At 71.7% G+C, this 22,695-nt stretch carries 19 protein-coding genes and 1 pseudogene; 18 read left to right on the forward strand and 2 right to left on the reverse strand.

Annotated elements, in window-relative coordinates; genetic code table 11:
* Positions 1-66 precede the first annotated feature (66 nt).
* Positions 67-570, reverse strand: coding sequence for a transcriptional regulator BldD (gene bldD / locus ABT288_RS42935; RefSeq protein ID WP_014671524.1), 504 nt, complete (start codon positions 568-570; stop codon positions 67-69).
* Positions 571-823: 253 nt separating this feature from the next.
* Between bldD and pyrR the strand changes: the two genes are divergently transcribed.
* The 14 genes and pseudogenes from pyrR to ABT288_RS43005 all read left to right on the forward strand — a co-directional run bounded on the left by pyrR (position 824) and on the right by ABT288_RS43005 (position 17,535).
* A complete protein-coding gene (pyrR, locus tag ABT288_RS42940; RefSeq protein WP_351620366.1) occupies positions 824-1,405 on the forward strand; it encodes a bifunctional pyr operon transcriptional regulator/uracil phosphoribosyltransferase PyrR in 582 nt (193 codons plus the stop codon).
* A gap of 90 nt (positions 1,406-1,495) precedes the next feature.
* A complete protein-coding gene (locus tag ABT288_RS42945; protein ID WP_351620369.1) occupies positions 1,496-2,482 on the forward strand; it encodes an aspartate carbamoyltransferase catalytic subunit in 987 nt (328 codons plus the stop codon).
* A 5-nt stretch (positions 2,483-2,487) separates the two neighbouring features.
* Positions 2,488-3,774 (forward strand): dihydroorotase, encoded by a 1,287-nt coding sequence (locus ABT288_RS42950; RefSeq protein WP_351620372.1) that lies wholly within the window; start codon positions 2,488-2,490, stop codon positions 3,772-3,774.
* The gene (locus ABT288_RS42955; protein ID WP_351620375.1) at positions 3,771-4,331 is read left to right on the forward strand and encodes a PH-like domain-containing protein; all 561 of its coding nucleotides are present in this window, start codon (positions 3,771-3,773) and stop codon (positions 4,329-4,331) included. The genes ABT288_RS42950 and ABT288_RS42955 overlap by 4 nt, the downstream gene beginning before the upstream one ends.
* Complete coding sequence (gene carA, locus ABT288_RS42960) at positions 4,328-5,470, forward strand: glutamine-hydrolyzing carbamoyl-phosphate synthase small subunit (protein ID WP_351620378.1); 1,143 nt, start codon at positions 4,328-4,330, stop codon at positions 5,468-5,470. The genes ABT288_RS42955 and carA overlap by 4 nt, the downstream gene beginning before the upstream one ends.
* Positions 5,463-8,771: a carbamoyl-phosphate synthase large subunit gene (gene carB / locus ABT288_RS42965; protein WP_351620381.1), complete on the forward strand. Its 3,309-nt coding sequence runs from the start codon at positions 5,463-5,465 to the stop codon at positions 8,769-8,771. The genes carA and carB overlap by 8 nt, the downstream gene beginning before the upstream one ends.
* Before the next feature lie 76 nt (positions 8,772-8,847).
* Positions 8,848-9,954 carry a quinone-dependent dihydroorotate dehydrogenase gene (locus ABT288_RS42970; protein ID WP_351620384.1) on the forward strand — a complete coding sequence of 369 codons (1,107 nt, stop codon included), beginning with the start codon at positions 8,848-8,850 and terminating at the stop codon, positions 9,952-9,954.
* Positions 9,951-10,853: an orotidine-5'-phosphate decarboxylase gene (gene pyrF / locus ABT288_RS42975; protein ID WP_351620387.1), complete on the forward strand. Its 903-nt coding sequence runs from the start codon at positions 9,951-9,953 to the stop codon at positions 10,851-10,853. The genes ABT288_RS42970 and pyrF overlap by 4 nt, the downstream gene beginning before the upstream one ends.
* A gap of 267 nt (positions 10,854-11,120) precedes the next feature.
* Positions 11,121-11,444, forward strand: a complete 324-nt coding sequence (locus ABT288_RS42980) for an integration host factor (RefSeq protein WP_003977346.1) — start codon at positions 11,121-11,123, stop codon at positions 11,442-11,444.
* A gap of 27 nt (positions 11,445-11,471) precedes the next feature.
* Positions 11,472-12,062, forward strand: a pseudogene (gene gmk / locus ABT288_RS42985) (guanylate kinase); the annotation flags it as partial.
* A gap of 52 nt (positions 12,063-12,114) precedes the next feature.
* Positions 12,115-12,387, forward strand: coding sequence for a DNA-directed RNA polymerase subunit omega (rpoZ, locus tag ABT288_RS42990; RefSeq protein ID WP_003982715.1), 273 nt, complete (start codon positions 12,115-12,117; stop codon positions 12,385-12,387).
* An 89-nt stretch (positions 12,388-12,476) separates the two neighbouring features.
* Entirely contained in the window at positions 12,477-13,679 is a 1,203-nt protein-coding gene (gene coaBC / locus ABT288_RS42995) for a bifunctional phosphopantothenoylcysteine decarboxylase/phosphopantothenate--cysteine ligase CoaBC (protein WP_351620393.1), read from the forward strand.
* A gap of 240 nt (positions 13,680-13,919) precedes the next feature.
* Entirely contained in the window at positions 13,920-15,128 is a 1,209-nt protein-coding gene (metK, locus tag ABT288_RS43000; protein ID WP_351620396.1) for a methionine adenosyltransferase, read from the forward strand.
* 247 nt (positions 15,129-15,375) lie between these two features.
* Positions 15,376-17,535 carry a primosomal protein N' gene (locus ABT288_RS43005; RefSeq protein ID WP_351620399.1) on the forward strand — a complete coding sequence of 720 codons (2,160 nt, stop codon included), beginning with the start codon at positions 15,376-15,378 and terminating at the stop codon, positions 17,533-17,535.
* A gap of 99 nt (positions 17,536-17,634) precedes the next feature.
* On the opposite strand, the gene ABT288_RS43010 is transcribed toward ABT288_RS43005, so the two are convergent.
* Complete coding sequence (locus ABT288_RS43010; protein ID WP_351620402.1) at positions 17,635-18,183, reverse strand: hypothetical protein; 549 nt, start codon at positions 18,181-18,183, stop codon at positions 17,635-17,637.
* A 293-nt stretch (positions 18,184-18,476) separates the two neighbouring features.
* Between ABT288_RS43010 and fmt the strand changes: the two genes are divergently transcribed.
* The 4 genes from fmt to ABT288_RS43030 form a co-directional block, all read left to right on the forward strand.
* On the forward strand, positions 18,477-19,409 hold the full coding sequence (fmt, locus tag ABT288_RS43015; protein WP_351620404.1) for a methionyl-tRNA formyltransferase: 933 nt from the start codon (positions 18,477-18,479) through the stop codon (positions 19,407-19,409).
* Between the two features lie 79 nt (positions 19,410-19,488).
* A complete protein-coding gene (locus ABT288_RS43020; protein ID WP_351620407.1) occupies positions 19,489-20,907 on the forward strand; it encodes an RsmB/NOP family class I SAM-dependent RNA methyltransferase in 1,419 nt (472 codons plus the stop codon).
* Between the two features lie 133 nt (positions 20,908-21,040).
* A complete protein-coding gene (gene rpe, locus ABT288_RS43025) occupies positions 21,041-21,727 on the forward strand; it encodes a ribulose-phosphate 3-epimerase (RefSeq protein ID WP_351620410.1) in 687 nt (228 codons plus the stop codon).
* A 90-nt stretch (positions 21,728-21,817) separates the two neighbouring features.
* The coding region (locus tag ABT288_RS43030; protein ID WP_351620413.1) for a sugar-binding transcriptional regulator at positions 21,818-22,695 on the forward strand (878 nt) is incomplete at its 3' end.

Raw genomic sequence — 22,695 nt, forward strand, 5'->3', positions numbered from 1 at the left:
GGGTGGCCGGAACCGCATGGTCCCAGCCACCCCGGCGGCACGTTTCTGCTGAGGTAGTCGAGGCGGCTACGCCTCTTCGTGGGTGGCCACGGCGCGGCGCGCGTCCGCGTCCAGGACACCCCAGCTGATCAGCTGCTCGGTCAGGACCGAGGGGGACTGGTCGTAGATGACGGCGAGTGTGCGCAGGTCATCCTGGCGGATGGAGAGCACCTTGCCGTTGTAGTCGCCACGCTGGGACTGGATGGTGGCCGCGTAGCGCTGCAGGGGGCCCGCCTTCTCGGCCGGCACGGTGGCCAGCCGCTCCAGGTCCAGGACCAGCTTCGGCGGCGGCTCGGCGGCGCCGCCCGGCGTGGTGCCCGGCAACAGCTCCTGCACCGGAACGCCATAGAAATCGGCCAGCTCGGCAAGCCGCTGCACGGTCACCGCACGGTCGCCCCGCTCGTACGACCCGACCACCACGGCCTTCCAGCGCCCCTGGGACTTCTCCTCGACACCGTGGAGGGAAAGGCCCTGCTGGGTGCGGATGGCCCGGAGCTTGGCCCCGAGCTGTTTGGCGTATTCGCTGGACATATAGCTCCCCGGACACTGTGTCGACGCGGTCGGACTGGGTTCCCGCCGCGCGGCTGGTAACTCACTGTGAGGTTACGCAGCGTGACTCTCCTGCGTCAAGCCGAATGGTCCACACCGACTCTTCCGTGGTAGTGGCGGCGCGTTGAGCCAGGGGGGTGATCGGGGGCCTCTCCGCGACCTGCTAGGGTGGATGGCGCAAATCAGACGTCCTTTAAGGTCCGTCCCGTGAGGCGGAGAAGGAGGTCCTCTTCGTATGGACAAGCAGGACTCGCACGCCACCCCGCATGCGTCCGATGCGCGGCCCGTTCTCGAAGGCCCCGACATCGCGCGGGTGCTGACCCGTATCGCCCACGAGGTCGTCGAGCGCGCCAAGGGCGCCGACGACGTGGTGCTCCTCGGCATTCCGACCCGGGGCGTCTTCCTCGCCCAGCGGCTCGCCGTCAAGCTGGAGCAGATCACCGACCGCAAGATCCCGGTCGGCTCGCTCGACATCACCATGTACCGCGACGACCTGCGCATGCACCCGCCGCGTGCGCTGGCCCGCACCGACATCCCCGGTGACGGCATCGACGGCAAGCTGGTCGTCCTCGTCGACGACGTGCTCTTCTCCGGTCGCACCATCCGCGCCGCCCTCGACGCCCTGAACGACATCGGGCGCCCCCGTGCGGTCCAGCTCGCGGTCCTGGTCGACCGCGGGCACCGCGAACTGCCCATCCGTGCCGACTACGTCGGCAAGAACCTCCCCACGTCGCTGCGGGAGACGGTCAAGGTCCAGCTCGCCGAGGAGGACGGTCGCGACACCGTGCTGCTCGGTGTGAAGCAGACCGGCCAGTAGCAGATCCGGCGTGCGGCCGCTTCGGCGTGCCCGCATACGCAGCGGATTGCCTGAATTCTCCCGATTGAACTGCCTTACGGAGCCTGACAGATGCAGCGTCATCTCATCTCGGCCGCCGACCTCACCCGCGACGACGCCGTCCTGATCCTCGACACCGCCGAGGAGATGGCCCGGGTCGCCGACCGGCCGATCAAGAAGCTGCCGACCCTGCGCGGCCGCACGATCGTCAACCTCTTCTTCGAGGACTCCACGCGCACGCGGATCTCCTTCGAGGCCGCCGAGAAGCGCCTGTCCGCGGATGTCATCAACTTCTCCGCCAAGGGATCGAGCGTCTCCAAGGGCGAGTCCCTGAAGGACACCGCCCAGACGCTGGAGGCCATGGGCGTCGACGCCGTCGTCATCCGGCACGGCGCCTCCGGAGCCCCGTACCGCCTGGCGAACTCCGGCTGGATCGACGCGGCGGTCATCAACGCCGGCGACGGCACCCACCAGCACCCCACCCAGGCCCTGCTGGACGCCTTCACCATGCGCCGCCGCCTGATCGGCCGGGACACCGGCCTCGGCCAGGACCTGTCCGGCAGGCGGATCACCATCGTCGGCGACGTCCTGCACAGCCGGGTCGCCCGCTCGAACGTGGACCTGCTGCACACCCTCGGTGCCGAGGTCACCCTGGTCGCCCCGCCCACCCTGGTGCCGGTCGGCGTCGAGACGTGGCCGTGCGAGGTGTCGTACGACCTCGACAGCACGCTCCCCAAGTGCGACGCCGTGATGATGCTCCGGGTCCAGCGCGAGCGGATGAACGCCGCCTTCTTCCCCACCGAGCGCGAGTACTCCCGCCGCTACGGCCTCGACGGCGACCGCATGGCCAGGCTGCCCGAGCACGCCATCGTGATGCACCCCGGCCCGATGGTGCGGGGCATGGAGATCACCGCCGAGGTCGCCGACTCCGACCGCTGCACCGCCGTCGAGCAGGTCGCCAACGGCGTCTCCATCCGGATGGCCGTCCTGTACCTGCTGCTCGGCGGCAACGAGCCCGCCGTCACCCACACCCGCCCCACCGGTCCCGAGGAGAAGTAAGACCCATGAGCAAGATCCTGATCCGTGGTGCGAAGGTGCTCGGCGGCGAGCCGCAGGACGTGCTGATCGACGGCGAGACGATCGCCGAGGTGGGCACCGGTCTCAGCGCCGAGGGCGCGGAGGTCGTCGAGGCCGGCGGCAAGGTGCTGCTCCCCGGCCTGGTCGACCTGCACACCCACCTGCGCGAGCCGGGCCGCGAGGACTCCGAGACCGTGCTGACCGGCACCCGCGCGGCCGCGTCCGGCGGCTTCACGGCCGTCTTCGCCATGGCCAACACCTTCCCGGTCGCCGACACCGCCGGTGTGGTCGAGCAGGTCTGGCGGCTCGGCAGGGAGCACGGCTACTGCGACGTTCAGCCCATCGGTGCCGTCACCGTCGGCCTGGAGGGCAAGAAGCTCGCCGAGCTGGGCGCCATGCACGAGTCGGCCGCCGGGGTCACCGTCTTCTCCGACGACGGCAAGTGCGTGGACGACGCGGTGATCATGCGCCGCGCGCTGGAGTACGTGAAGGCCTTCGGCGGTGTCGTCGCCCAGCACGCCCAGGAGCCGCGCCTGACCGAGGGCGCCCAGATGAACGAGGGCGTCGTCTCCGCCGAGCTGGGCCTGGGCGGCTGGCCGGCCGTCGCCGAGGAGTCGATCATCGCGCGGGACGTGCTGCTCGCCGAGCACGTCGGCTCCCGCGTCCACATCTGCCACCTCTCGACCGCCGGCTCCGTCGAGATCGTCCGCTGGGCCAAGTCCCGCGGCATCCAGGTCACCGCCGAGGTCACCCCGCACCACCTGCTCCTCACCGACGAGCTGGTGCGCACCTACAACCCGGTCTACAAGGTCAACCCGCCGCTGCGCACCGAGCGCGATGTGCACGCCCTGCGCGAGGCCCTGGCGGACGGCACGATCGACATCGTCGCCACCGACCACGCCCCGCACCCGCACGAGGACAAGGACTGCGAGTGGGCCGCGGCCGCCATGGGCATGGTGGGTCTGGAGACCGCGTTGTCAGTGGTCCAGGAGACCATGGTCGACACGGGCCTGCTGGACTGGGCCGGCGTCGCCGACCGGATGTCCGTCAAGCCCGCGCAGATCGGACAGGCCACCGGGCACGGCCGTCCCGTCTCGGCTGGTGAGCCCGCCAACCTCACCCTCGTCGACACGGAATACCGTGGCCAGGTGGACCCCGCGGGCTTCGCCTCGCGCAGCCGCAACACCCCCTACCAGGGACGTGAGCTGCCGGGCCGTGTGACGCACACGTGGCTGCGGGGCAAGGCCACGCTCGTCGACGGGAAGCTTTCGTGACACCTGTAATCCTGCTGGCCGAGGCCAAGAGGTCGGCCGCGGTCACCGACTGGCCGGCCCGCATCGGCTGGCTCGTCGGACTCGCCCTGTTCATCACGCTCGTCTACTGGCTGATGCGCGAGGGCTGGAAGTGGCGCGGCACTCTCCAGAGCGACTTGCCCGCGCCGCCCAGCGCGCCGGAGGAGACCGGCCCGGTGAAACTTGAGCTGAGCGGCCGCTACCACGGCTCCACCACGGCAGGACAGTGGCTGGACCGGATCGTGGCCCACGGCCTGGGCACCCGCAGCCGGGCTGAGCTCACCCTGACCGACCAGGGGCTGGAGGTCGAGCGTCCCGGAGCGAGCGACTTCTTCGTCCCGACCGCCGCGCTGCGCGGGGCCCGGCTGGACAAGGGCATCGCCGGCAAGGTCCTCACCGAGGGCGGACTGCTGGTGGTGACCTGGGAGCTCGGCGACAAGCTGATCGACTCCGGCTTCCGCTCCGACCACGCGGCCGAGCACGCCGAGTGGGTCGACACCCTGAACCACATGATCAACGACACGGAAGGCGCACGATGACGACCTCCACAAGGGGAGCCGCCCGGGTTCCCGCCGTACTCGTCCTGGAGGACGGCCGCCTCTTCCGCGGTCGTGCCTACGGGGCAGTGGGGGAGACCTTCGGCGAGGCCGTGTTCTCCACCGGTATGACCGGCTACCAGGAGACCCTGACCGACCCGTCGTACGACCGGCAGATCGTCGTCGCCACCGCCCCGCAGATCGGCAACACGGGCTGGAACGACGAGGACGACGAGTCCGGCCGCATCTGGGTCTCGGGCTACGTCGTGCGCGACCCCGCGCGCGTGCCGTCCAACTGGCGCGCCAAGCGCTCCCTGGACGACGAACTGGAGCGGCAGGGCGTGGTCGGCATCTCCGGCATCGACACCCGGGCCCTCACCCGCCACCTGCGCGAGCGCGGCTCGATGCGCGCCGGCATCTTCTCCGGCGAGGCGATCACGTCCGAGTCCGAGCTCCTCGCGCGCGTGCTGGCCCAGCCGCACATGAAGGGCGCGAGCCTCTACGAGGAGGTCGCGACCAAGGAGGCGTACGTCGTCCCGGCGATCGGCGAGAAGCGCTTCACCGTCGCCGCGATCGACCTCGGCATCAAGGGCATGACCCCGCACCGCATGGCCGAGCGCGGCATCGAGGTGCACGTGCTGCCCGCGACCGCCACGCCCGACGAGGTCTACGCGGTCGGCCCGGACGGTGTGTTCTTCTCCAACGGCCCCGGCGACCCCGCCACGGCCGACGGCCCGGTCGCGCTGATGACCGCCGTCCTGGAGCGGAAGACGCCGCTGTTCGGCATCTGCTTCGGCAACCAGATCCTCGGCCGCGCCCTCGGCTTCGGCACCTACAAGCTGAAGTACGGCCACCGGGGCATCAACCAGCCGGTCCAGGACCGTACGACCGGCAAGGTCGAGGTCACCGCGCACAACCACGGCTTCGCCGTGGACGCGCCGCTCGACAAGGTCAGCGAGACCAGGTTCGGCCGCGCCGAGGTCTCGCACGTGTGCCTGAACGACGACGTCGTGGAGGGGCTGCAGCTGCTCGACCAGCCGGCCTTCTCCGTCCAGTACCACCCCGAAGCGGCAGCGGGCCCGCACGACGCCGCCTACCTCTTCGACCGCTTCGTCTCCCTGATGGAGGGCCAGCGTGCCTAAGCGCACCGATATCCAGTCCGTCCTGGTCATCGGCTCCGGCCCGATCGTCATCGGCCAGGCCGCCGAGTTCGACTACTCCGGCACCCAGGCGTGCCGCGTGCTCAAGGCCGAGGGCCTGCGCGTCGTCCTCGTCAACTCCAACCCGGCGACGATCATGACCGACCCGGAGATCGCCGACGCCACCTACGTCGAGCCGATCACCCCGGACTTCGTCGAGAAGATCATCGCCAAGGAGCGCCCCGACGCCCTGCTGCCCACCCTGGGCGGCCAGACGGCCCTGAACACCGCCATCTCGCTGCACGAGAACGGCGTCCTGGCCAAGTACGGCGTCGAGCTGATCGGCGCCAAGCCGGAGGCGATCCACAAGGGCGAGGACCGCGACCTGTTCAAGGAGGTCGTGGAGGAGGTCCGGCGCAAGACCGGGCACGGCGAGTCCGCCCGCTCGGTGATCTGCCACTCCATGGACGACGTCCTGGGCGGCGTCGAGACCCTCGGCGGCTACCCGGTCGTCGTCCGCCCGTCCTTCACCATGGGCGGCGCCGGCTCCGGATTCGCGCACGACGAGGAGGAGCTGCGCCGCATCGCCGGGCAGGGCCTCACGCTCTCCCCGACCACCGAGGTGCTCCTGGAGGAGTCCATCCTCGGCTGGAAGGAGTACGAGCTGGAGCTGATGCGCGACAAGCACGACAACGTCGTGGTCGTCTGCTCCATCGAGAACTTCGACCCCATGGGCGTGCACACCGGTGACTCGATCACCGTCGCGCCCGCGATGACGCTGACCGACCGCGAGTACCAGATCCTGCGCGACATCGGCATCGCCGTCATCCGTGAGGTCGGCGTCGACACCGGCGGCTGCAACATCCAGTTCGCGGTCAACCCCGAGGACGGTCGCGTGATCGTCATCGAGATGAACCCGCGCGTGTCGCGCTCCTCGGCGCTCGCCTCCAAGGCCACCGGCTTCCCGATCGCCAAGATCGCCGCCAAGCTGGCCGTCGGCTACACGCTGGACGAGATCCCGAACGACATCACGCAGGAGACCCCGGCCTCCTTCGAGCCCACGCTCGACTACGTGGTCGTCAAGGCCCCGCGGTTCGCCTTCGAGAAGTTCCCGCAGGCCGACTCCACGCTGACCACCACCATGAAGTCGGTGGGCGAGGCCATGGCCATCGGCCGCAACTTCCCCGAGGCCTTCCAGAAGGCGCTGCGCTCGCTGGAGAAGAAGGGCAGCCAGTTCACCTTCACCGGTGACCCGGGTGACAAGTACGGCCTTCTCGCAGAGTCCGTGCGGCCCACCGACGGCCGGATCAACACGGTCATGCAGGCCATCCGCGCGGGCGCCACGCCCGAGGAGATCTTCGAGTACACGAAGATCGACCCGTGGTTCGTGGACCAGCTGTTCCTGATCAAGGAAATCGCGGACGAGCTTGCCCAGGCCCCCGAGCTGACCCGCGAGCTGCTCGCCGAGGCCAAGCGGCACGGCTTCTCCGACCAGCAGATCGGTGAGATCCGCGGCCTGCGCGAGGACGTCGTCCGCGAGGTCCGGCACGCGCTCGGCATCCGCCCGGTCTACAAGACGGTCGACACCTGCGCCGCCGAGTTCGCCGCGAGGACGCCGTACTTCTACTCCGCCTACGACGAGGAGACGGAGGTGGCCCGGCGCGAGAAGCCGGCCGTCATCATTCTGGGCTCCGGCCCGAACCGCATCGGCCAGGGCATCGAGTTCGACTACTCCTGCGTCCACGCCTCCTTCGCGCTGTCCGACGCCGGCTACGAGACCGTGATGGTCAACTGCAACCCGGAGACCGTCTCCACCGACTACGACACCTCCGACCGGCTGTACTTCGAGCCGCTGACGCTGGAGGACGTGCTGGAGATCGTCCACGCCGAGCAGCAGGCCGGGCCGGTCGCGGGCGTGATCGTGCAGCTGGGCGGCCAGACCCCGCTCGGCCTGGCGCAGGCCCTGAAGGACAACGGCGTGCCGGTCGTGGGCACCTCGCCCGAGGCCATCCACGCGGCCGAGGACCGCGGCGCGTTCGGGCGCGTCCTCGCCGAGGCGGGCCTGCCGGCCCCGAAGCACGGCACGGCCACCACCTTCGAGGGGGCCAAGGCCATCGCCGACGAGATCGGCTACCCGGTCCTGGTGCGGCCGTCGTACGTCCTCGGCGGGCGCGGCATGGAGATCGTCTACGACGAGACCCGCCTCGCCGCCTACATCGCCGAGTCGACCGAGATCAGCCCCTCCCGGCCGGTCCTGGTCGACCGCTTCCTGGACGACGCGATCGAGATCGACGTCGACGCGCTCTACGACGGCGAGGAGCTGTACCTCGGCGGCGTGATGGAGCACATCGAGGAGGCCGGCATCCACTCCGGCGACTCGGCGTGCGCCCTGCCCCCGATCACCCTCGGCGGCTTCGACATCAAGCGCCTGCGCGCCTCCACCGAGGCCATCGCCAAGGGCGTCGGCGTGCGCGGCCTGATCAACATCCAGTTCGCGATGGCCGGGGACATCCTCTACGTCCTGGAGGCCAACCCGCGCGCCTCCCGTACGGTCCCCTTCACCTCGAAGGCGACCGCGGTGCCGCTGGCCAAGGCCGCCGCCCGGATCTCGCTGGGCGCGACCATCGCCGAGCTGCGCGCCGAGGGCCTGCTGCCGAGGACGGGCGACGGCGGCGAGCTGCCGCTGGACGCGCCCATCTCGGTCAAGGAGGCCGTCATGCCGTGGTCGCGCTTCCGCGACATCCACGGCCGCGGTGTCGACACCGTCCTCGGCCCGGAGATGCGTTCCACCGGCGAGGTCATGGGCATCGACTCCGTCTTCGGCACGGCGTACGCCAAGTCGCAGGCGGGCGCCTACGGCCCGCTGCCCACCAAGGGCCGCGCGTTCATCTCGGTGGCCAACCGGGACAAGCGCTCGATGATCTTCCCGGCGCGCGAGCTGGTCGCCCACGGCTTCGAGCTGTTCGCCACCTCCGGCACCGCCGAGGTCCTCAAGCGCAACGGCATCAACGCCACGGTCGTCCGCAAGCAGTCGGAGGGCACCGGCCCGAACGGCGAGAAGACGATCGTCCAGCTGATCCACGACGGCGAGGTCGACCTCATCGTCAACACCCCGTACGGCACCGGCGGCCGCCTCGACGGCTACGACATCCGTACGGCCGCGGTGGCCCGCTCCGTGCCGTGTCTGACCACGGTCCAGGCGCTCGCCGCGGCGGTCCAGGGCATCGACGCCCTCAACCACGGTGACGTGGGCGTCCGCTCGCTCCAGGAACACGCGGAACACCTGACCGCGGCCCGCGACTAGCAGCCCTTGAGGGGGACACCGGAAACGGTGTCCCCCTCTTCATGAGGCTCCCTGAAGCTTCAAGAGGACACAGGACATGTACAAGCTCTTCTTCCGTCTGGTTTTCAAACGGATGGACGCCGAGAAGGCCCACCACCTGGCCTTCCGCTGGATCCGGCTCGCCGTCCGCATCCCGGTGCTGCGCACCTTCGTCGCGGCCGCCCTCGCCCCCCGCTACAAGGAGCTGCGCACCGAGGCCTTCGGGCTGCGCATGCACGGCCCCTTCGGGCTCGCCGCCGGCTTCGACAAGAACGCCGTCGCGATCGACGGCATGTCGATGCTGGGCTTCGACCACGTCGAGATCGGCACGGTCACCGGCGAGCCGCAGCCCGGCAACCCCAGGAAGCGGCTGTTCCGCCTCGTCGCGGACCGCGCGCTGATCAACCGCATGGGCTTCAACAACGACGGCTCGCTGGCCGTCGCGGCCCGCCTGGCGACCCGTGAGCCGGTCTTCAGGACCGTCGTGGGCGTCAACATCGGCAAGACCAAGGTCGTCCCGGAGGCGGAGGCCGTCGGCGACTACGTGAAGTCGGCCGAGCGCCTCGCGCCGTACGCGGACTACCTGGTCGTCAACGTCTCCTCGCCGAACACGCCCGGACTGCGCAACCTCCAGGCGGTGGACCACCTGCGCCCGCTGCTGACCGCCGTCCGCGAGGCGGCCGACCGCACGGTGGCCAACCGGCGCGTCCCGCTGCTGGTGAAGATCGCCCCCGACCTCGCCGACGAGGACGTCGACGCCGTGGCCGACCTGGCCGTGGAGCTGGGTCTGGACGGCATCATCGCGACCAACACCACCATCGCGCGCGACGGACTCGGTTTGAAATCCGAACCCTCCGTGGTGAAGGAGACCGGAGGTCTGTCCGGCGCCCCGCTCAAGGCGCGCTCCCTGGAGGTGCTGCGCCGCCTGTACGCGCGCGTGGGCGACCGGATCACGCTCGTGGGCGTGGGCGGCATCGAGACCGCCGAGGACGCCTGGCAGCGCATTCTGGCCGGTGCCACGCTGGTGCAGGGCTACAGCGCCTTCATCTACGAGGGCCCCTTCTGGTCCCGCAGCATCCACAAGGGCCTCGCCGCGCGCCTGCGCACGAGCCCGTACGCCACCCTCGCCGACGCGGTCGGCGCCGACGTGAGGAAGCCCGCATGACCGCCCACCCGTCGCCCGACCACCACCCCTCAACGAGGCCCTCCGGGCCGCAGACATTTTCTGGAGAGCCCTTCGGCGCCCGGCTGCGCCGCGCCATGGACGAGCGCGGCCCGCTGTGCGTCGGCATCGACCCGCACGCCTCCCTGCTCGCCGAGTGGGGCCTGAACGACGACGTGGCCGGCCTGGAGCGGTTCAGCCGCACGGTCGTCGAGGCGGTGGCCGACCGGGTCGCCGTGATGAAGCCGCAGAGCGCCTTCTTCGAGCGCTTCGGCTCCCGTGGCGTCGCCGTGCTGGAGAAGGTCGTCCGGGAGGCCCGCGCGGCCGGCACCCTCGTCGTGATGGACGCCAAGCGCGGCGACATCGGCTCGACCATGGCCGGGTACGCCGAGGCCTACCTGCACAAGGACGCCCCGCTCTTCTCCGACGCCCTGACCGTCTCGCCGTACCTCGGCTACGGCTCGCTCAGCCCGGCCGTCGCGCTGGCCCGGGAGAGCGGCGCCGGCCTGTTCGTGCTGGCGCTGACCTCCAACCCGGAGGGGCCCGAGGTCCAGCACGCGGTCCGTGCCGACGGCCGCACCGTGGGCGCGACCATGCTGGCCCACCTGGCCGTCGAGAACGTGGGAGAGGAGCCGCTGGGCTCCTTCGGTGCCGTCGTCGGCGCCACGGTCGGCGACCTGTCGTCGTACGACCTCGCCGTCAACGGTCCGCTCCTCGCGCCCGGAGTCGGCGCACAGGGTGCGACGCCGGCCGACCTTCCGAAGGTGTTCGGACCGGCGCTGCGCAACGTCGTGCCGAACGTCAGCCGGGGTGTGCTGCGGCACGGCCCCGACGTGGGGGCCCTGCGGGCGTCCGCGGAGCGCTTCGCGGAGGAGATCCAGGCCGCCGTCGCGGGTGCCTGAGCCCCCCGGAAGGGCTTCGGAGAGCGGCGGCGCGACGACTTGAGTGTGAATACATCCTCAAATCGGGGGCATTATGTCTGAAATGTCCGACCTGGCGGAGGCTGACCAGGACTTTTCCGCTGTTCTCGCTGACTCTGGCGGCCTTGACCGCTAGTCTCCGAGCAGAGTGAACGGGCAAAGCGTGTTGCTCGTAGCTCCCCAGGTGTGGGGCGACTAGGTTCCTCACCGGTCCGTATCCGACAGTTCGACATCCGAGGTGACGTAGGCGTGGCTCTTCCGCCCCTTACCCCCGAACAGCGCGCAGCCGCGCTCGAAAAGGCCGCCGCGGCTCGCCGGGAGCGGGCCGAGGTCAAGAATCGACTCAAGCACTCCGGCGCCTCCCTGCACGAGGTCATCAAGCAGGGCCAGGAGAACGACGTCATCGGCAAGATGAAGGTCTCCGCACTGCTCGAGTCGCTGCCGGGCGTGGGCAAGGTCCGCGCCAAGCAGATCATGGAGCGTCTGGGCATCTCCGAGAGCCGCCGTGTGCGTGGTCTCGGGTCCAACCAGATCGCTTCCCTGGAGCGTGAGTTCGGCAGCACCGGCTCCTGAGTCCGGGCGCAGCCGGACCGGGAGTCCCGGGCACTCCGGGATTGCTGGAATAATCGCTGCATGAGTGAACGTCCGCGGCTGACCGTGCTCTCCGGCCCCTCGGGGGTCGGCAAGAGCACGGTCGTCGCCCATATGCGCAAGGAACACCCCGAGGTCTGGCTCTCGGTGTCGGCCACCACCCGCAAGCCGCGCCCCGGCGAGAAGCACGGAGTCCACTACTTCTTCGTCACCGACGAGGAGATGGACAAGCTGATCGCCAACGGCGAGCTCCTGGAGTGGGCCGAGTTCGCCGGCAACCGCTACGGCACGCCCCGCGCGGCCGTGCTGGAGCGGCTGGAGAAGGGCGAACCGGTCCTGCTGGAGATCGATCTGCAGGGCGCCAGGCAGGTCCGTGAGTCGATGTCCGACGCCCGGCTGGTGTTCCTGGCTCCGCCCTCCTGGGAGGAGCTGGTGCGCAGGCTGACCGGCCGGGGCACCGAGCCGCCCGAGGTCATCGAGCGCCGCCTGGAGGCGGCCAGGACCGAGCTGGCGGCCGAGCCGGAGTTCGACACGACCCTGGTCAACACCTCCGTCGAGGACGTGGCGCGCGAGCTGCTAGCCTTGATGGATGTTGTGTGATCGCGAGTATGTGATCACGACTGATCTTTTCCCACCCATCGGAAGGTAGAGCGTGTCCTCTTCCATCACCGCGCCCGAGGGCATCATCAACCCGCCGATCGACGAGCTCCTCGAGGCCACCGACTCGAAGTACAGCCTCGTGATCTACGCGGCCAAGCGTGCCCGCCAGATCAACGCGTACTACTCGCAGCTCGGCGAGGGCCTGCTCGAGTACGTCGGTCCGCTCGTCGACACCCACGTCCACGAGAAGCCGCTCTCGATCGCCCTGCGTGAGATCAACGCGGGTCTGCTGACGTCGGAGGCCGTCGAGGGCCCCGCGCAGTAACCGTTCGTTTTCGCACCACAGGCCCGGCGGCGCGACTGCCGGGCCTGTGGTGTGTCATGGAGACGTAGGTTCAACGAAGGGGAGTCCCGGTGGACAAGCCGAGGGTCGTTCTGGGTGTCAGCGGCGGGATCGCCGCCTACAAGGCCTGTGAGCTGCTGAGAAGGTTCACGGAGTCGGGCCACGACGTCCGCGTGGTGCCCACCGCCTCCGCGCTGCACTTCGTCGGCGCCGCCACCTGGTCCGCCCTGTCCGGCAACCCCGTCTCCACGGAGGTCTGGGACGACGTCCACGAGGTCCCGCACGTCCGCATCGGCCAGCACGCCGACCTCGTCGTGGTGGCCCCCGCGACGGCCGACACGCTCGCCAAGGCCGCCCACGGCCTCGCCGACGACCTGCTGACCAACACCCTCCTGACCGCCCGCTGCCCGGTCGTCTTCGCGCCCGCCATGCACACCGAGATGTGGGAGCACCCGGCCACCCAGGAGAACGTGGCCACGCTGCGCCGCCGCGGCGCCGTCGTCGTAGAGCCCGCGGTCGGCCGGCTCACCGGCGTCGACACCGGCAAGGGCCGGCTGCCCGAGCCGGCGGAGATCTTCGAGATCTGCCGCCGGGTGCTGGCCCGCGGCGTCACCGAGCCCGACCTCGCAGGGCGGCACGTGGTCGTCTCCGCCGGCGGCACCCGCGAGCCCCTCGACCCGGTCCGCTTCCTCGGCAACCGCTCCTCCGGCAAGCAGGGCTACGCCCTCGCCCGCACCGCCGCCGCCCGCGGAGCCCGGGTCACGCTTATCGCGGCCAACTCCGGCCTGCCCGACCCGGCAGGCGTGGACGTCGTGCCGGTCGGCACGGCCGTCCAGCTGCGCGAGGCCGTCCTGAAGGCGGCCGCGGACGCCGACGCCGTCGTCATGGCCGCCGCCGTCGCCGACTTCCGCCCGGCGGCCTACGCCACCGGCAAGATCAAGAAGAAGGACGGCCGGGACCCCGACCCGATCGTCCTGGTGCGCAATCCCGACATCCTCGCGGAGATCTCGGCCGAGCGTGCCCGCCCCGGCCAGGTGGTCGTCGGCTTCGCCGCCGAGACCGACGACGTCCTCGCCAACGGCCGTACCAAGCTCGCCCGCAAGGGCTGTGACCTGCTCGTGGTCAACGAGGTGGGGGAGCGAAAGACCTTCGGCTCGGAGGAGAACGAGGCCGTGGTGCTGGGCGCCGACGGCAGCGAGACCCCCGTGCCGTACGGCCCCAAGGAAGCCCTGGCCGACACCGTCTGGGACCTCGTCGTACGGCGCTTGAGCTGACGTCCAGGCGACCTCGACGGCAGGTTCACGCCACGCCGAAATCGGGTGTGGCGTCCCTGGCCAAGGCCGCCCGACATTGTGCAGAATGCCCGTGCCGCAGGTCACAGCGCTCCCGAGAGGCGAGACACGTGCCCCATCGGCCGAGTGCGACCGATAAACTGTTCACGGTCGACGCCGGGCGCAGCCCCGCGCGTCGCCGCCAATGATCAGCCAGCAGCCGCTGCAACCACAGGGAGCGTTGTGTCCCGTCGCCTGTTCACCTCGGAGTCCGTGACCGAGGGTCACCCCGACAAGATCGCTGACCAGATCAGCGACACCATTCTCGACGCGCTTCTGCGCGAGGACCCGACCTCCCGGGTCGCCGTCGAGACGCTGATCACCACCGGCCTGGTGCACGTGGCCGGCGAGGTGACGACCAAGGCCTACGCGGACATCGCGACCCTGGTCCGCAACAAGGTCCTGGAGATCGGCTACGACTCCTCCAAGAAGGGCTTCGACGGCGCCTCCTGCGGCGTGTCCGTGTCCATCGGCGCGCAGTCCCCGGACATCGCGCAGGGCGTCGACACGGCGTACGAGTCCCGGGTCGAGGGCGACGACGACGAGCTGGACAAGCAGGGCGCCGGTGACCAGGGCCTGATGTTCGGCTACGCGTCCGACGAGACGCCGACCCTGATGCCGCTGCCGATCTTCCTGGCGCACCGCCTGTCGAAGCGGCTGTCCGAGGTGCGCAAGAACGGCACCATCCCCTACCTGCGCCCGGACGGCAAGACGCAGGTCACCATCGAGTACGACGGCGACAAGGCCGTCCGTCTCGACACGGTGGTCGTCTCCTCGCAGCACGCCTCCGACATCGACCTGGAGTCGCTGCTCGCGCCCGACATCCGCGAGTTCGTCGTGGAGCCGGAACTGAAGGCGCTGCTGGAGGAGGGCATCAAGCTGGAGACCGACGGCTACCGGCTGCTGGTCAACCCGACCGGCCGCTTCGAGATCGGCGGCCCGATGGGCGACGCCGGCCTGACCGGCCGCAAGATCATCATCGACACCTACGGCGGCATGGCTCGCCACGGCGGCGGTGCCTTCTCCGGCAAGGACCCGTCCAAGGTGGACCGCTCGGCGGCGTACGCGATGCGCTGGGTCGCCAAGAACGTCGTGGCGGCGGGCCTGGCCTCCCGCTGCGAGGTCCAGGTCGCCTACGCGATCGGCAAGGCCGAGCCGGTGGGCCTGTTCGTGGAGACCTTCGGCACCGCCAAGGTCGACGCCGAGAAGATCGAGAAGGCGATCGACGAGGTCTTCGACCTCCGCCCCGCCGCGATCATCCGCGACCTCGACCTGCTCCGCCCGATCTACGCCCAGACGGCGGCCTACGGCCACTTCGGCCGCGAGCTGCCCGACTTCACCTGGGAGCGCACGGACCGCGTCGACGCCCTGCGCGCCGCCGTGGGCCTGTAAGCCCCGACCGCTCTTCTCGCCGAGGCCCGGTTCCCTTCCTGGGGCCGGGCCTCGGCGTACCGAATCGACTGGCGGGCCAGGGCGGGCGGTGTCCACGCTGACGCCGTCGACGCCGCCCGGTGCGAAGGCCGCGGTTACTTCGTGGAGTGCGCCCTCCGGGGCGTGCGGTGAAGCTGAATCCGTACCGCTGCCGATCCGGATCTCGGGCGGGCGTCGGTTGTCAGTGCCGTTTGGTAAGAATGCAAGCGTGAGCAGCGAGAACGGGGCGCCCCCGGCAGAAGGGGACGGCGGGGCCGAAGGGGCGCCGCCGGAGCAGCTCGCGCTCATCCGGGAGAGCGTGCGCAAGGCGAAGGTGCCGCGGGCCAAGCCGCGGACCTGGCGGGGAGCCGAGCTCGCCCCGCAGCTGCCCGTCGCCCGGGTGCTGGTCGACAAGGGTGTGCTGCATCTCGACCGGTACTTCGACTACGCCGTGCCCGCGGAGCTGGACGAGCAGGCGCAGCCCGGAGTGCGGGTCCGGGTCCGGTTCGGCGCCGGGCGGGGCCGGGTGCGGGAAGGGCGCCGGGAGGGCGGCGGCCTCATCGACGGCTTCCTCGTCGAGCGGCGGGCCGAGTCCGACTACTCCGGGCCGCTGGCCGCCCTCGCCCAGGTCGTGTCGCCGGAGCCGGTGCTGAGCGAGGAGCTGCTGGGCCTGGCGCGGGCCGTGGCCGACCGGTACGCCGGAAGCCTCGCCGACGTGCTCCAGCTGGCCGTACCGCCCCGCAGCGCCCGGGCCGAGCAGCGGCCGTCACCCGCCCCCCTGCCCCCGCCGAACGCGCCGGAGACGGCCTCCTGGGGGCGGTACGAGCACGGGGACGCATTCCTCCACGCCCTGGCCTCCGGCGGGTCGCCCAGGGCCGTCTGGAACGCCCTGCCGGGCCCGCTGTGGAGCGAGGAACTGGCCCGCGCCGTCGCCGCCACGCTCGCCTCGGGCCGCGGCGCCCTCGTCGTCGTACCGGACGGGCGGGCGGCAGCGCGGGTCGACGCCGCCCTCACCGCGCTGCTCGGCGCGGGCCGGCACGCGCTGCTCACGGCCGAGGCAGGGCCCGAGAAGCGGTACGCGCAGTGGCTCGCGGTGCGCCGGGGTGCCGTACGGGCCGTGGTGGGGACCCGGGCCGCCATGTTCGCGCCCGTTCAGGACCTGGGGCTCGTAGCCGTCTGGGACGACGGCGACGACAGCCACAGCGAGCAGCACGCCCCGCAACCGCACGCCCGGGATGTGCTGTTGCTGCGGGCCGCCCTGGACAAGTGCGCCTTCCTGCTGGGGAGTTGGAGCTGCACCGTGGAGGCCGCCCAGCTCGTGGAGAGCGGCTGGGCCCGGCCGCTGGTCGCCGGGCGGGAGCAGGTGCGGCGGGCCGCCCCCCTGGTCCGGACGGTCGGGGACGACGACCTCGCCCGCGACGAGGCCGCCCGCGCCGCCCGGCTGCCGACGCTCGCCTGGCAGGCGGTCCGCGACGGGCTGCGGCACGGACCGGTGCTCGTACAGGTACCGCGGCGCGGCTACGCGCCGCGCATGGCCTGCGACCGGTGCCGGGCGCCCGCCCGGTGCCGGCACTGCTCCGGGCCGCTCCAGGGCCAGGACGCCGGGGTTCTGCGGTGCGGCTGGTGCGGACGCGAGGAGAACGCCTGGCACTGCCCGGAGTGCGGCGGATTCCGGCTGCGGGCCCAGGTCGTGGGTGCCCGGCGGACGGCCGAGGAGCTGGGGCGCGCCTTTCCCGCCGTCCCGGTGCGCACCTCGGGGCGGGAACACGTGCTGGACACGGTGCCGGGCACGCCCGCGCTGGTCGTGAGCACGCCGGGGGCCGAACCGGTCGCCGAGGGCGGCTACGCGGCGGCCCTCCTGCTGGACGGCTGGGCCATGCTCGTACGACCCGATCTGCGGGCCGGCGAGGACGCGCTGCGCCGGTGGATCGCGGCGGGCTCGCTGGTACGGCCGCAGAGCGAGGGGGGCACCGTGGTCGTGGTGGCCGAGCCGACCCTGCGGCCGGTGCAGGCGCTGGTGCGCTGGGACCCCGTCGGGCACGCGGTGCGGGAACTGGCCGAGCGGGCCGAGCTGGGTTTCCCGCCGGTGTCGCGGATGGCGGCCGTGTCCGGGACGCCCACGGCCGTCGCCGAGTTCCTGGCCTCGGTCGAGCTGCCGACGGACGCGGAGGTGCTGGGTCCGGTGCCGATGCCGTCGGCGCCGCCGGGCGGGCCCCGCAGACCCGGAGCACCGCCACCGGGCGAGCACTGGGACCGGGCGCTGGTCCGGGTGCCGCCGGGCAGCGGGGCCGCGCTGGCTGCCGCGCTGAAGACCGCCCAGGCCGCCCGTCTGGCACGGGGGAGCGGGGAGGCGGTGCGGGTACGGATCGATCCGCCGGACATCGGGTGACGGCGGTGTCCGACTGGTTCGGTTCGGACGGGTGCGGGGATGCCCTCCCGGGCGGCACCGGGAGGGCAGGGGAGGCGTCAGCCCGTGCTCAGCTGTTGCTCAGCCGTTGCGCGGGGCGGGGAAGGCCGTCGGGCGGGCGTCGTCACGGTCGCGCAGGGCCGGGCTGCCCGCGGTCGGCTGCGTGGGCATCGAGCGCGCTGCGGGGACCGTGGGGACCGCGGGCAGGCCGGTGTTCGTACTGAGCGTACGGGTGCCGGACGGCTCGGTGGCCCGCTCGGCCTCGGCGGCCGCCTGGGCCGCGGCGCGGCGGGCGCCGTAACGGCGGTGCACGGCCTGTTTGGTGACGCCGAGCGCCGAGCCCACCGCGTCCCACGAGAAGCCGAGCGAGCGGTCGAAGTCCACGGCGGCGGTGACCAGGGTTTCGACACTGTCCCGGAGTTCCTGGGCAAGGCGCACCGTCGGGGCGGGGGCGCGTCCGTAGACGACGAAGCCCGTGGACGGGCCGGAGCGGCGCGGGCGGTAGACGTTGCCCAGCTGGGCGGTGAGCGTGCGCAGTGCGTCCACCTGCCGGCGGACTCGCTCGATGTCCCGCACCAGCAAGTGCAGGCTGGCCCGGGCCTGGGCGTCGTGGGTTGCGTGGTCGGCCATGAACAAGCCTCTCGAACCGGCGTTGAAAGGAATTGGGCCGCCTAAGCGGCCCTTTGTGGTCAACTCTTTCTTGACCAACGCGTGTGCGCTCCGCTGGTCACGGGGTGGGGGCGTACGGGCATATGCCTACGCCGGTTGTCCGGGCGTGCGCCGTGTGTGGTTCGGGTTCAGGTCCGTTTCCCGTTTGCCGTCCGTCCGGGCGTGCGTCCGTGGGCATGGCTCGTGTGCGGTTCCTTGGTCATAGACTGGTGCGCTGCCCGTCCAACCCCCGCCCGAGAGGCCCGATCCCGCCCATGAAGCTCGTCTTCGCCGGTACCCCCGAGGTCGCCGTTCCCGCTCTGGACGCTCTGATCGCCTCCGGTCGGCACGAGGTGGCCGCCGTCGTCACGCGCCCCGACGCGCCGGCCGGGCGCGGGCGAAGGCTGGTCGCGTCGCCCGTGGCCGAGCGGGCGGAGGAGGCCGGGATCGAGGTGCTGAAGCCCGTCAGGCCGCGCGATCCGGAGTTCCTGGAGCGGCTGAAGGAGATCGCCCCGGACTGCTGCCCGGTCGTCGCCTACGGCGCCCTGCTGCCCAGGGTGGCCCTGGACATCCCGGCCCACGGCTGGGTCAACCTGCACTTCTCGCTGCTGCCCGCCTGGCGCGGAGCCGCTCCCGTGCAGCACGCCATCATGGCCGGCGACGAGATCACCGGCGCGTCGACGTTCCTCATCGAGGAGGGGCTCGACTCGGGACCCGTCTACGGCACCGTGACTGAGGAGATCCGGCCCACCGACACCAGCGGCGACCTGCTCACCCGGCTCGCCTTCGCGGGCGCGGGGCTGCTCGCCGCGACCATGGACGGCATCCAGGACGGCACCCTGAAGGCCGTACCGCAGCCGAGCGAGGGCATCACCCTCGCGCCGAAGATCACCGTCGAGGACGCCGAGGTCGACTGGGCCACGCCCGCGCTGCGCGTCGACCGCGTCGTGCGCGGCTGCACCCCGGCGCCCGGCGCCTGGACCACGTTCCGCGGCGAGCGGCTCAAGCTCATCCAGGTCACCCCCGTGCCCGGGCGCACCGACCTCGCGCCGGGGCGGCTGGCCGTCGGCAAGAACAGCGTGCACGTGGGCACCGGTTCGTACGCCGTCGAGCTGCTCTGGGTGCAGGCACAGGGCAAGAAGCCGATGCGGGCGGCCGACTGGGCGCGCGGCGTGCGCATCGCCGAGGGCGAGACGCTCGGCGGCTGAGCCCCGGGCGGCGGGGGCGGCGGTGCGCCGACGTAGGCTGGACACCGCAGCCCTCCTTCACATCCGGAGCACCTTTTTCGTGAGCGAGCAGTCCCGGCGGCCTCGTAAGCCCGCCAAGCCCTACCGTCGTCCCCAGAAGGACCCCGTCCGCATCCTGGCCTTCGAGGCCCTGCGCGCGGTCGACGAGCGGGACGCATACGCCAACCTCGTGCTGCCTCCGCTGCTCCGCAAGGCGCGCGGGCAGGGCGACTTCGACGCGCGCGACGCCGCCCTCGCCACCGAGCTGGTCTACGGCACGCTCCGCCGGCAGGGCACGTACGACGCGGTGATCGCCGCCTGCGTCGACCGGCCGCTCCGCGAGGTCGACCCGCCGGTGCTCGACGTGCTCAGCCTCGGTGTGCACCAGCTGCTCGGAACGCGGATCCCGACGCACGCCGCCGTCTCCTCCACCGTGGAGCTCGCGCGGGTGGTGCTCGGCGACGGGCGCGCCAAGTTCGTCAACGCCGTGCTGCGGAAGGTGGCCCAGGACGACCTCGACGGGTGGCTGGAGAAGGTCGCGCCGCCGTACGACGAGGACCCGGAGGATCACCTCGCCGTCGTGCACTCGCATCCCCGCTGGGTCGTCTCCGCGCTCTGGGACTCCCTCGGCGGCGGGCGTGCCGGCATCGAGGACCTGCTGGAGGCCGACAACGAACGGCCCGAGGTGACCCTGGTCGCGCGGCCGGGGCGGGCCACCACCGAGGAGCTGCTGCGCGAGGACGCCGCCGTGCCGGGGCGCTGGTCGCCGTACGCCGTGCGGCTCGCCGAGGGCGGGGAACCGGGCGCCGTGCAGGCCGTGCACGAGGGGCGGGCCGGAGTGCAGGACGAGGGCAGCCAGCTGGTCGCCCTCGCGCTCGCGGGCGCGCCCCTGGAGGGATCCGACGGCAAGTGGCTCGACGGGTGCGCCGGGCCCGGCGGCAAGGCCGCGTTGCTCGCCGCCCTCGCCGCCGAGCGCGGGGCCACACTGCTCGCCTCCGAGAAACAACCGCACCGGGCGGGTCTCGTCGCCAAGGCGCTGGCCGGCAACCCGGGGCCGTACCAGGTGATCGCCGCCGACGGCACCCGGCCACCGTGGCGGCCCGGCACCTTCGACCGCGTGCTGATGGACGTGCCGTGCACCGGGCTCGGCGCGCTCCGCCGGCGCCCCGAGGCCCGCTGGCGGCGGCGCCCGGAGGACCTGGACAACTTCGCACCCCTCCAGCGCGCCCTGCTGCGCACGGCGCTGGACTCGGTGCGGGTCGGCGGGATCGTCGGCTACGCGACCTGCTCGCCGCATCTCGCCGAGACCCGCGCGGTCGTCGCCGACGTCCTCAAGCAGCGCCCCGACGCCGAACTGATCGACGCCCGTCCGATGCTGCCGGGGGTTCCGGCGCTGGGCGAGGGCCCGGACGTACAGCTCTGGCCCCACCTGCACGGCACGGACGCGATGTACCTGGCCCTGATCCGCAGAACGGGCTGAAACACCGCCGGGGCACAGCGCCCCGTAAGGGGCGCGGGGAACTGCGCGATCAACCCCCACCGACCCGCAGACAAACCACAACCGAAACGGACCGCCGTTACAGCCCAGCGCGGCGACATGGCAGGCTTGGGGCATGGCCGTGCAGATCAACCCCAGCATCCTGTCCGCCGACTTCGCCCGCCTCGCGGAGGAGGCCAAGGCGGTCCAAGGCGCCGACTGGCTCCACGTCGACGTCATGGACAACCACTTCGTCCCGAACCTCACGCTCGGCGTGCCGGTCGTGGAGTCCCTGGCGCGAGCGACGGACACCCCGCTGGACTGCCACCTGATGATCGAGGACCCCGACCGCTGGGCGCCCCAGTACGTCGAGGCGGGCGCCTCCTCCGTCACCTTCCACGTGGAGGCGGCCGCCGCTCCGGTGCGACTCGCCCGGGAGATCCGTGCCAAGGGGGCCCGTGCCTCCATGGCGCTCAAGCCCGCGACGCCGATCGAGCCGTACGAGGACCTGCTGCCGGAACTCGACATGCTGCTGATCATGACGGTCGAGCCCGGCTTCGGCGGCCAGGCGTTCCTCGACATCATGCTGCCGAAGATCCGCCGTACCCGTGAGCTGATCAGCAAGCACGGCCTGCAGCTGTGGCTCCAGGTGGACGGCGGTGTCTCGGCCTCGACGATCGAGCGGTGCGCGGACGCGGGAGCGGACGTGTTCGTGGCCGGCTCGGCCGTGTACGGGGCGAAGGACCCCGAGGAGGCGGTCCGTGCCCTGCGCGCGCAGGCGGCGTCGGCCACCGCCAAGGCGTCCTGGGCATGCGACCACTGAGCCACAGGTACGTGAACGGTTAAGTGAACGGCGCCCTTCAGGGCGGATCCGCCGCGCCGAATCTGCAAGGATGAACGGCGAATCCAGAGTGTGAACAGCAGTGAGGAGATCGCCGTGTCGGGTATGTCGGCGGGCCGGTCAGCCATGCGGATGGGACCCGCTGAGCTGGTGCAGGCGGCGGCCATGGCCCGCCGCTTCTACCTCGAGGGCAAGTCCAAGATCCAGATCGCGGAGGAGTTCGGCGTCAGCCGCTTCAAGGTGGCCCGGGTCCTGGAGACCGCTCTCGAACGGGATCTCGTACGCATCGAGATCCGTGTCCCGGCCGAGCTGGACGCCGAGCGCTCCGACGCGCTCCGCGCCCGCTACGGCCTGAGGCACGCTGTCGTGGTCGAGTCCCCGGCCGAGGCCGAGGAGACCCCCGACCCCGAGAACCTGGGGGAAGTGGCCGCCGACCTGCTCGGCGAGCTGGTCAACGAGGGGGATGTGCTCGGGCTGGCCTGGGGCCGGTCCACGATCCACATGGCGGCGGCGCTGGACCGGCTGCCGCCGTGCACGGTGGTGCAGCTGACGGGGGTGTACGACGCCGGGACCTCGGAGCGTGGCTCGGTCGAGGCCGTGCGGCGAGCCGCCCAGGTGTCGGGCGGCGACGCCCACCCCATCTACGCGCCGATGCTGCTGCCGGACGCGGCCACCGCGGCCGCGCTGCGCAACCAGACCGGGATCGCCCGAGCCTTCGAGTACTTCGACAAGGTCACGGTCGCCTGTGTCTCCATCGGCTCCTGGGAGCCGGGCATCTCGACCGTGCACGACATGCTCAGCGACGAGGAGCGGGCGCACTACGCCTCGCTCGGTGTCGCCGCCGAGATGGCCGCGCACCTCTTCGACGCCGAGGGGCGCCGGATCGGGCGGGACCTGGGGGAGCGGTGCATCACGGTCAAGGCCGACCAGCTGCGCCGTATCCCGGAGGT

This window comes from Streptomyces sp. NPDC001093 (genome assembly GCF_040298985.1).
Taxonomy (GTDB): domain Bacteria; phylum Actinomycetota; class Actinomycetes; order Streptomycetales; family Streptomycetaceae; genus Streptomyces.

Bases quoted from the DNA above. Each gene is read 5' to 3' on its own strand.
- bldD (WP_014671524.1), bottom strand. From the start codon at position 570: ATGTCCAGCGAATACGCCAAACAGCTCGGGGCCAAGCTCCGGGCCATC.
- pyrR (WP_351620366.1), top strand. From the start codon at position 824: ATGGACAAGCAGGACTCGCACGCCACCCCGCATGCGTCCGATGCGCGG.
- ABT288_RS42945 (WP_351620369.1), top strand. From the start codon at position 1,496: ATGCAGCGTCATCTCATCTCGGCCGCCGACCTCACCCGCGACGACGCC.
- ABT288_RS42950 (WP_351620372.1), top strand. From the start codon at position 2,488: ATGAGCAAGATCCTGATCCGTGGTGCGAAGGTGCTCGGCGGCGAGCCG.
- carA (WP_351620378.1), top strand. From the start codon at position 4,328: ATGACGACCTCCACAAGGGGAGCCGCCCGGGTTCCCGCCGTACTCGTC.
- ABT288_RS42970 (WP_351620384.1), top strand. From the start codon at position 8,848: ATGTACAAGCTCTTCTTCCGTCTGGTTTTCAAACGGATGGACGCCGAG.
- pyrF (WP_351620387.1), top strand. From the start codon at position 9,951: ATGACCGCCCACCCGTCGCCCGACCACCACCCCTCAACGAGGCCCTCC.
- ABT288_RS43010 (WP_351620402.1), bottom strand. From the start codon at position 18,183: ATGGCCGACCACGCAACCCACGACGCCCAGGCCCGGGCCAGCCTGCAC.
- fmt (WP_351620404.1), top strand. From the start codon at position 18,477: ATGAAGCTCGTCTTCGCCGGTACCCCCGAGGTCGCCGTTCCCGCTCTG.
- rpe (WP_351620410.1), top strand. From the start codon at position 21,041: ATGGCCGTGCAGATCAACCCCAGCATCCTGTCCGCCGACTTCGCCCGC.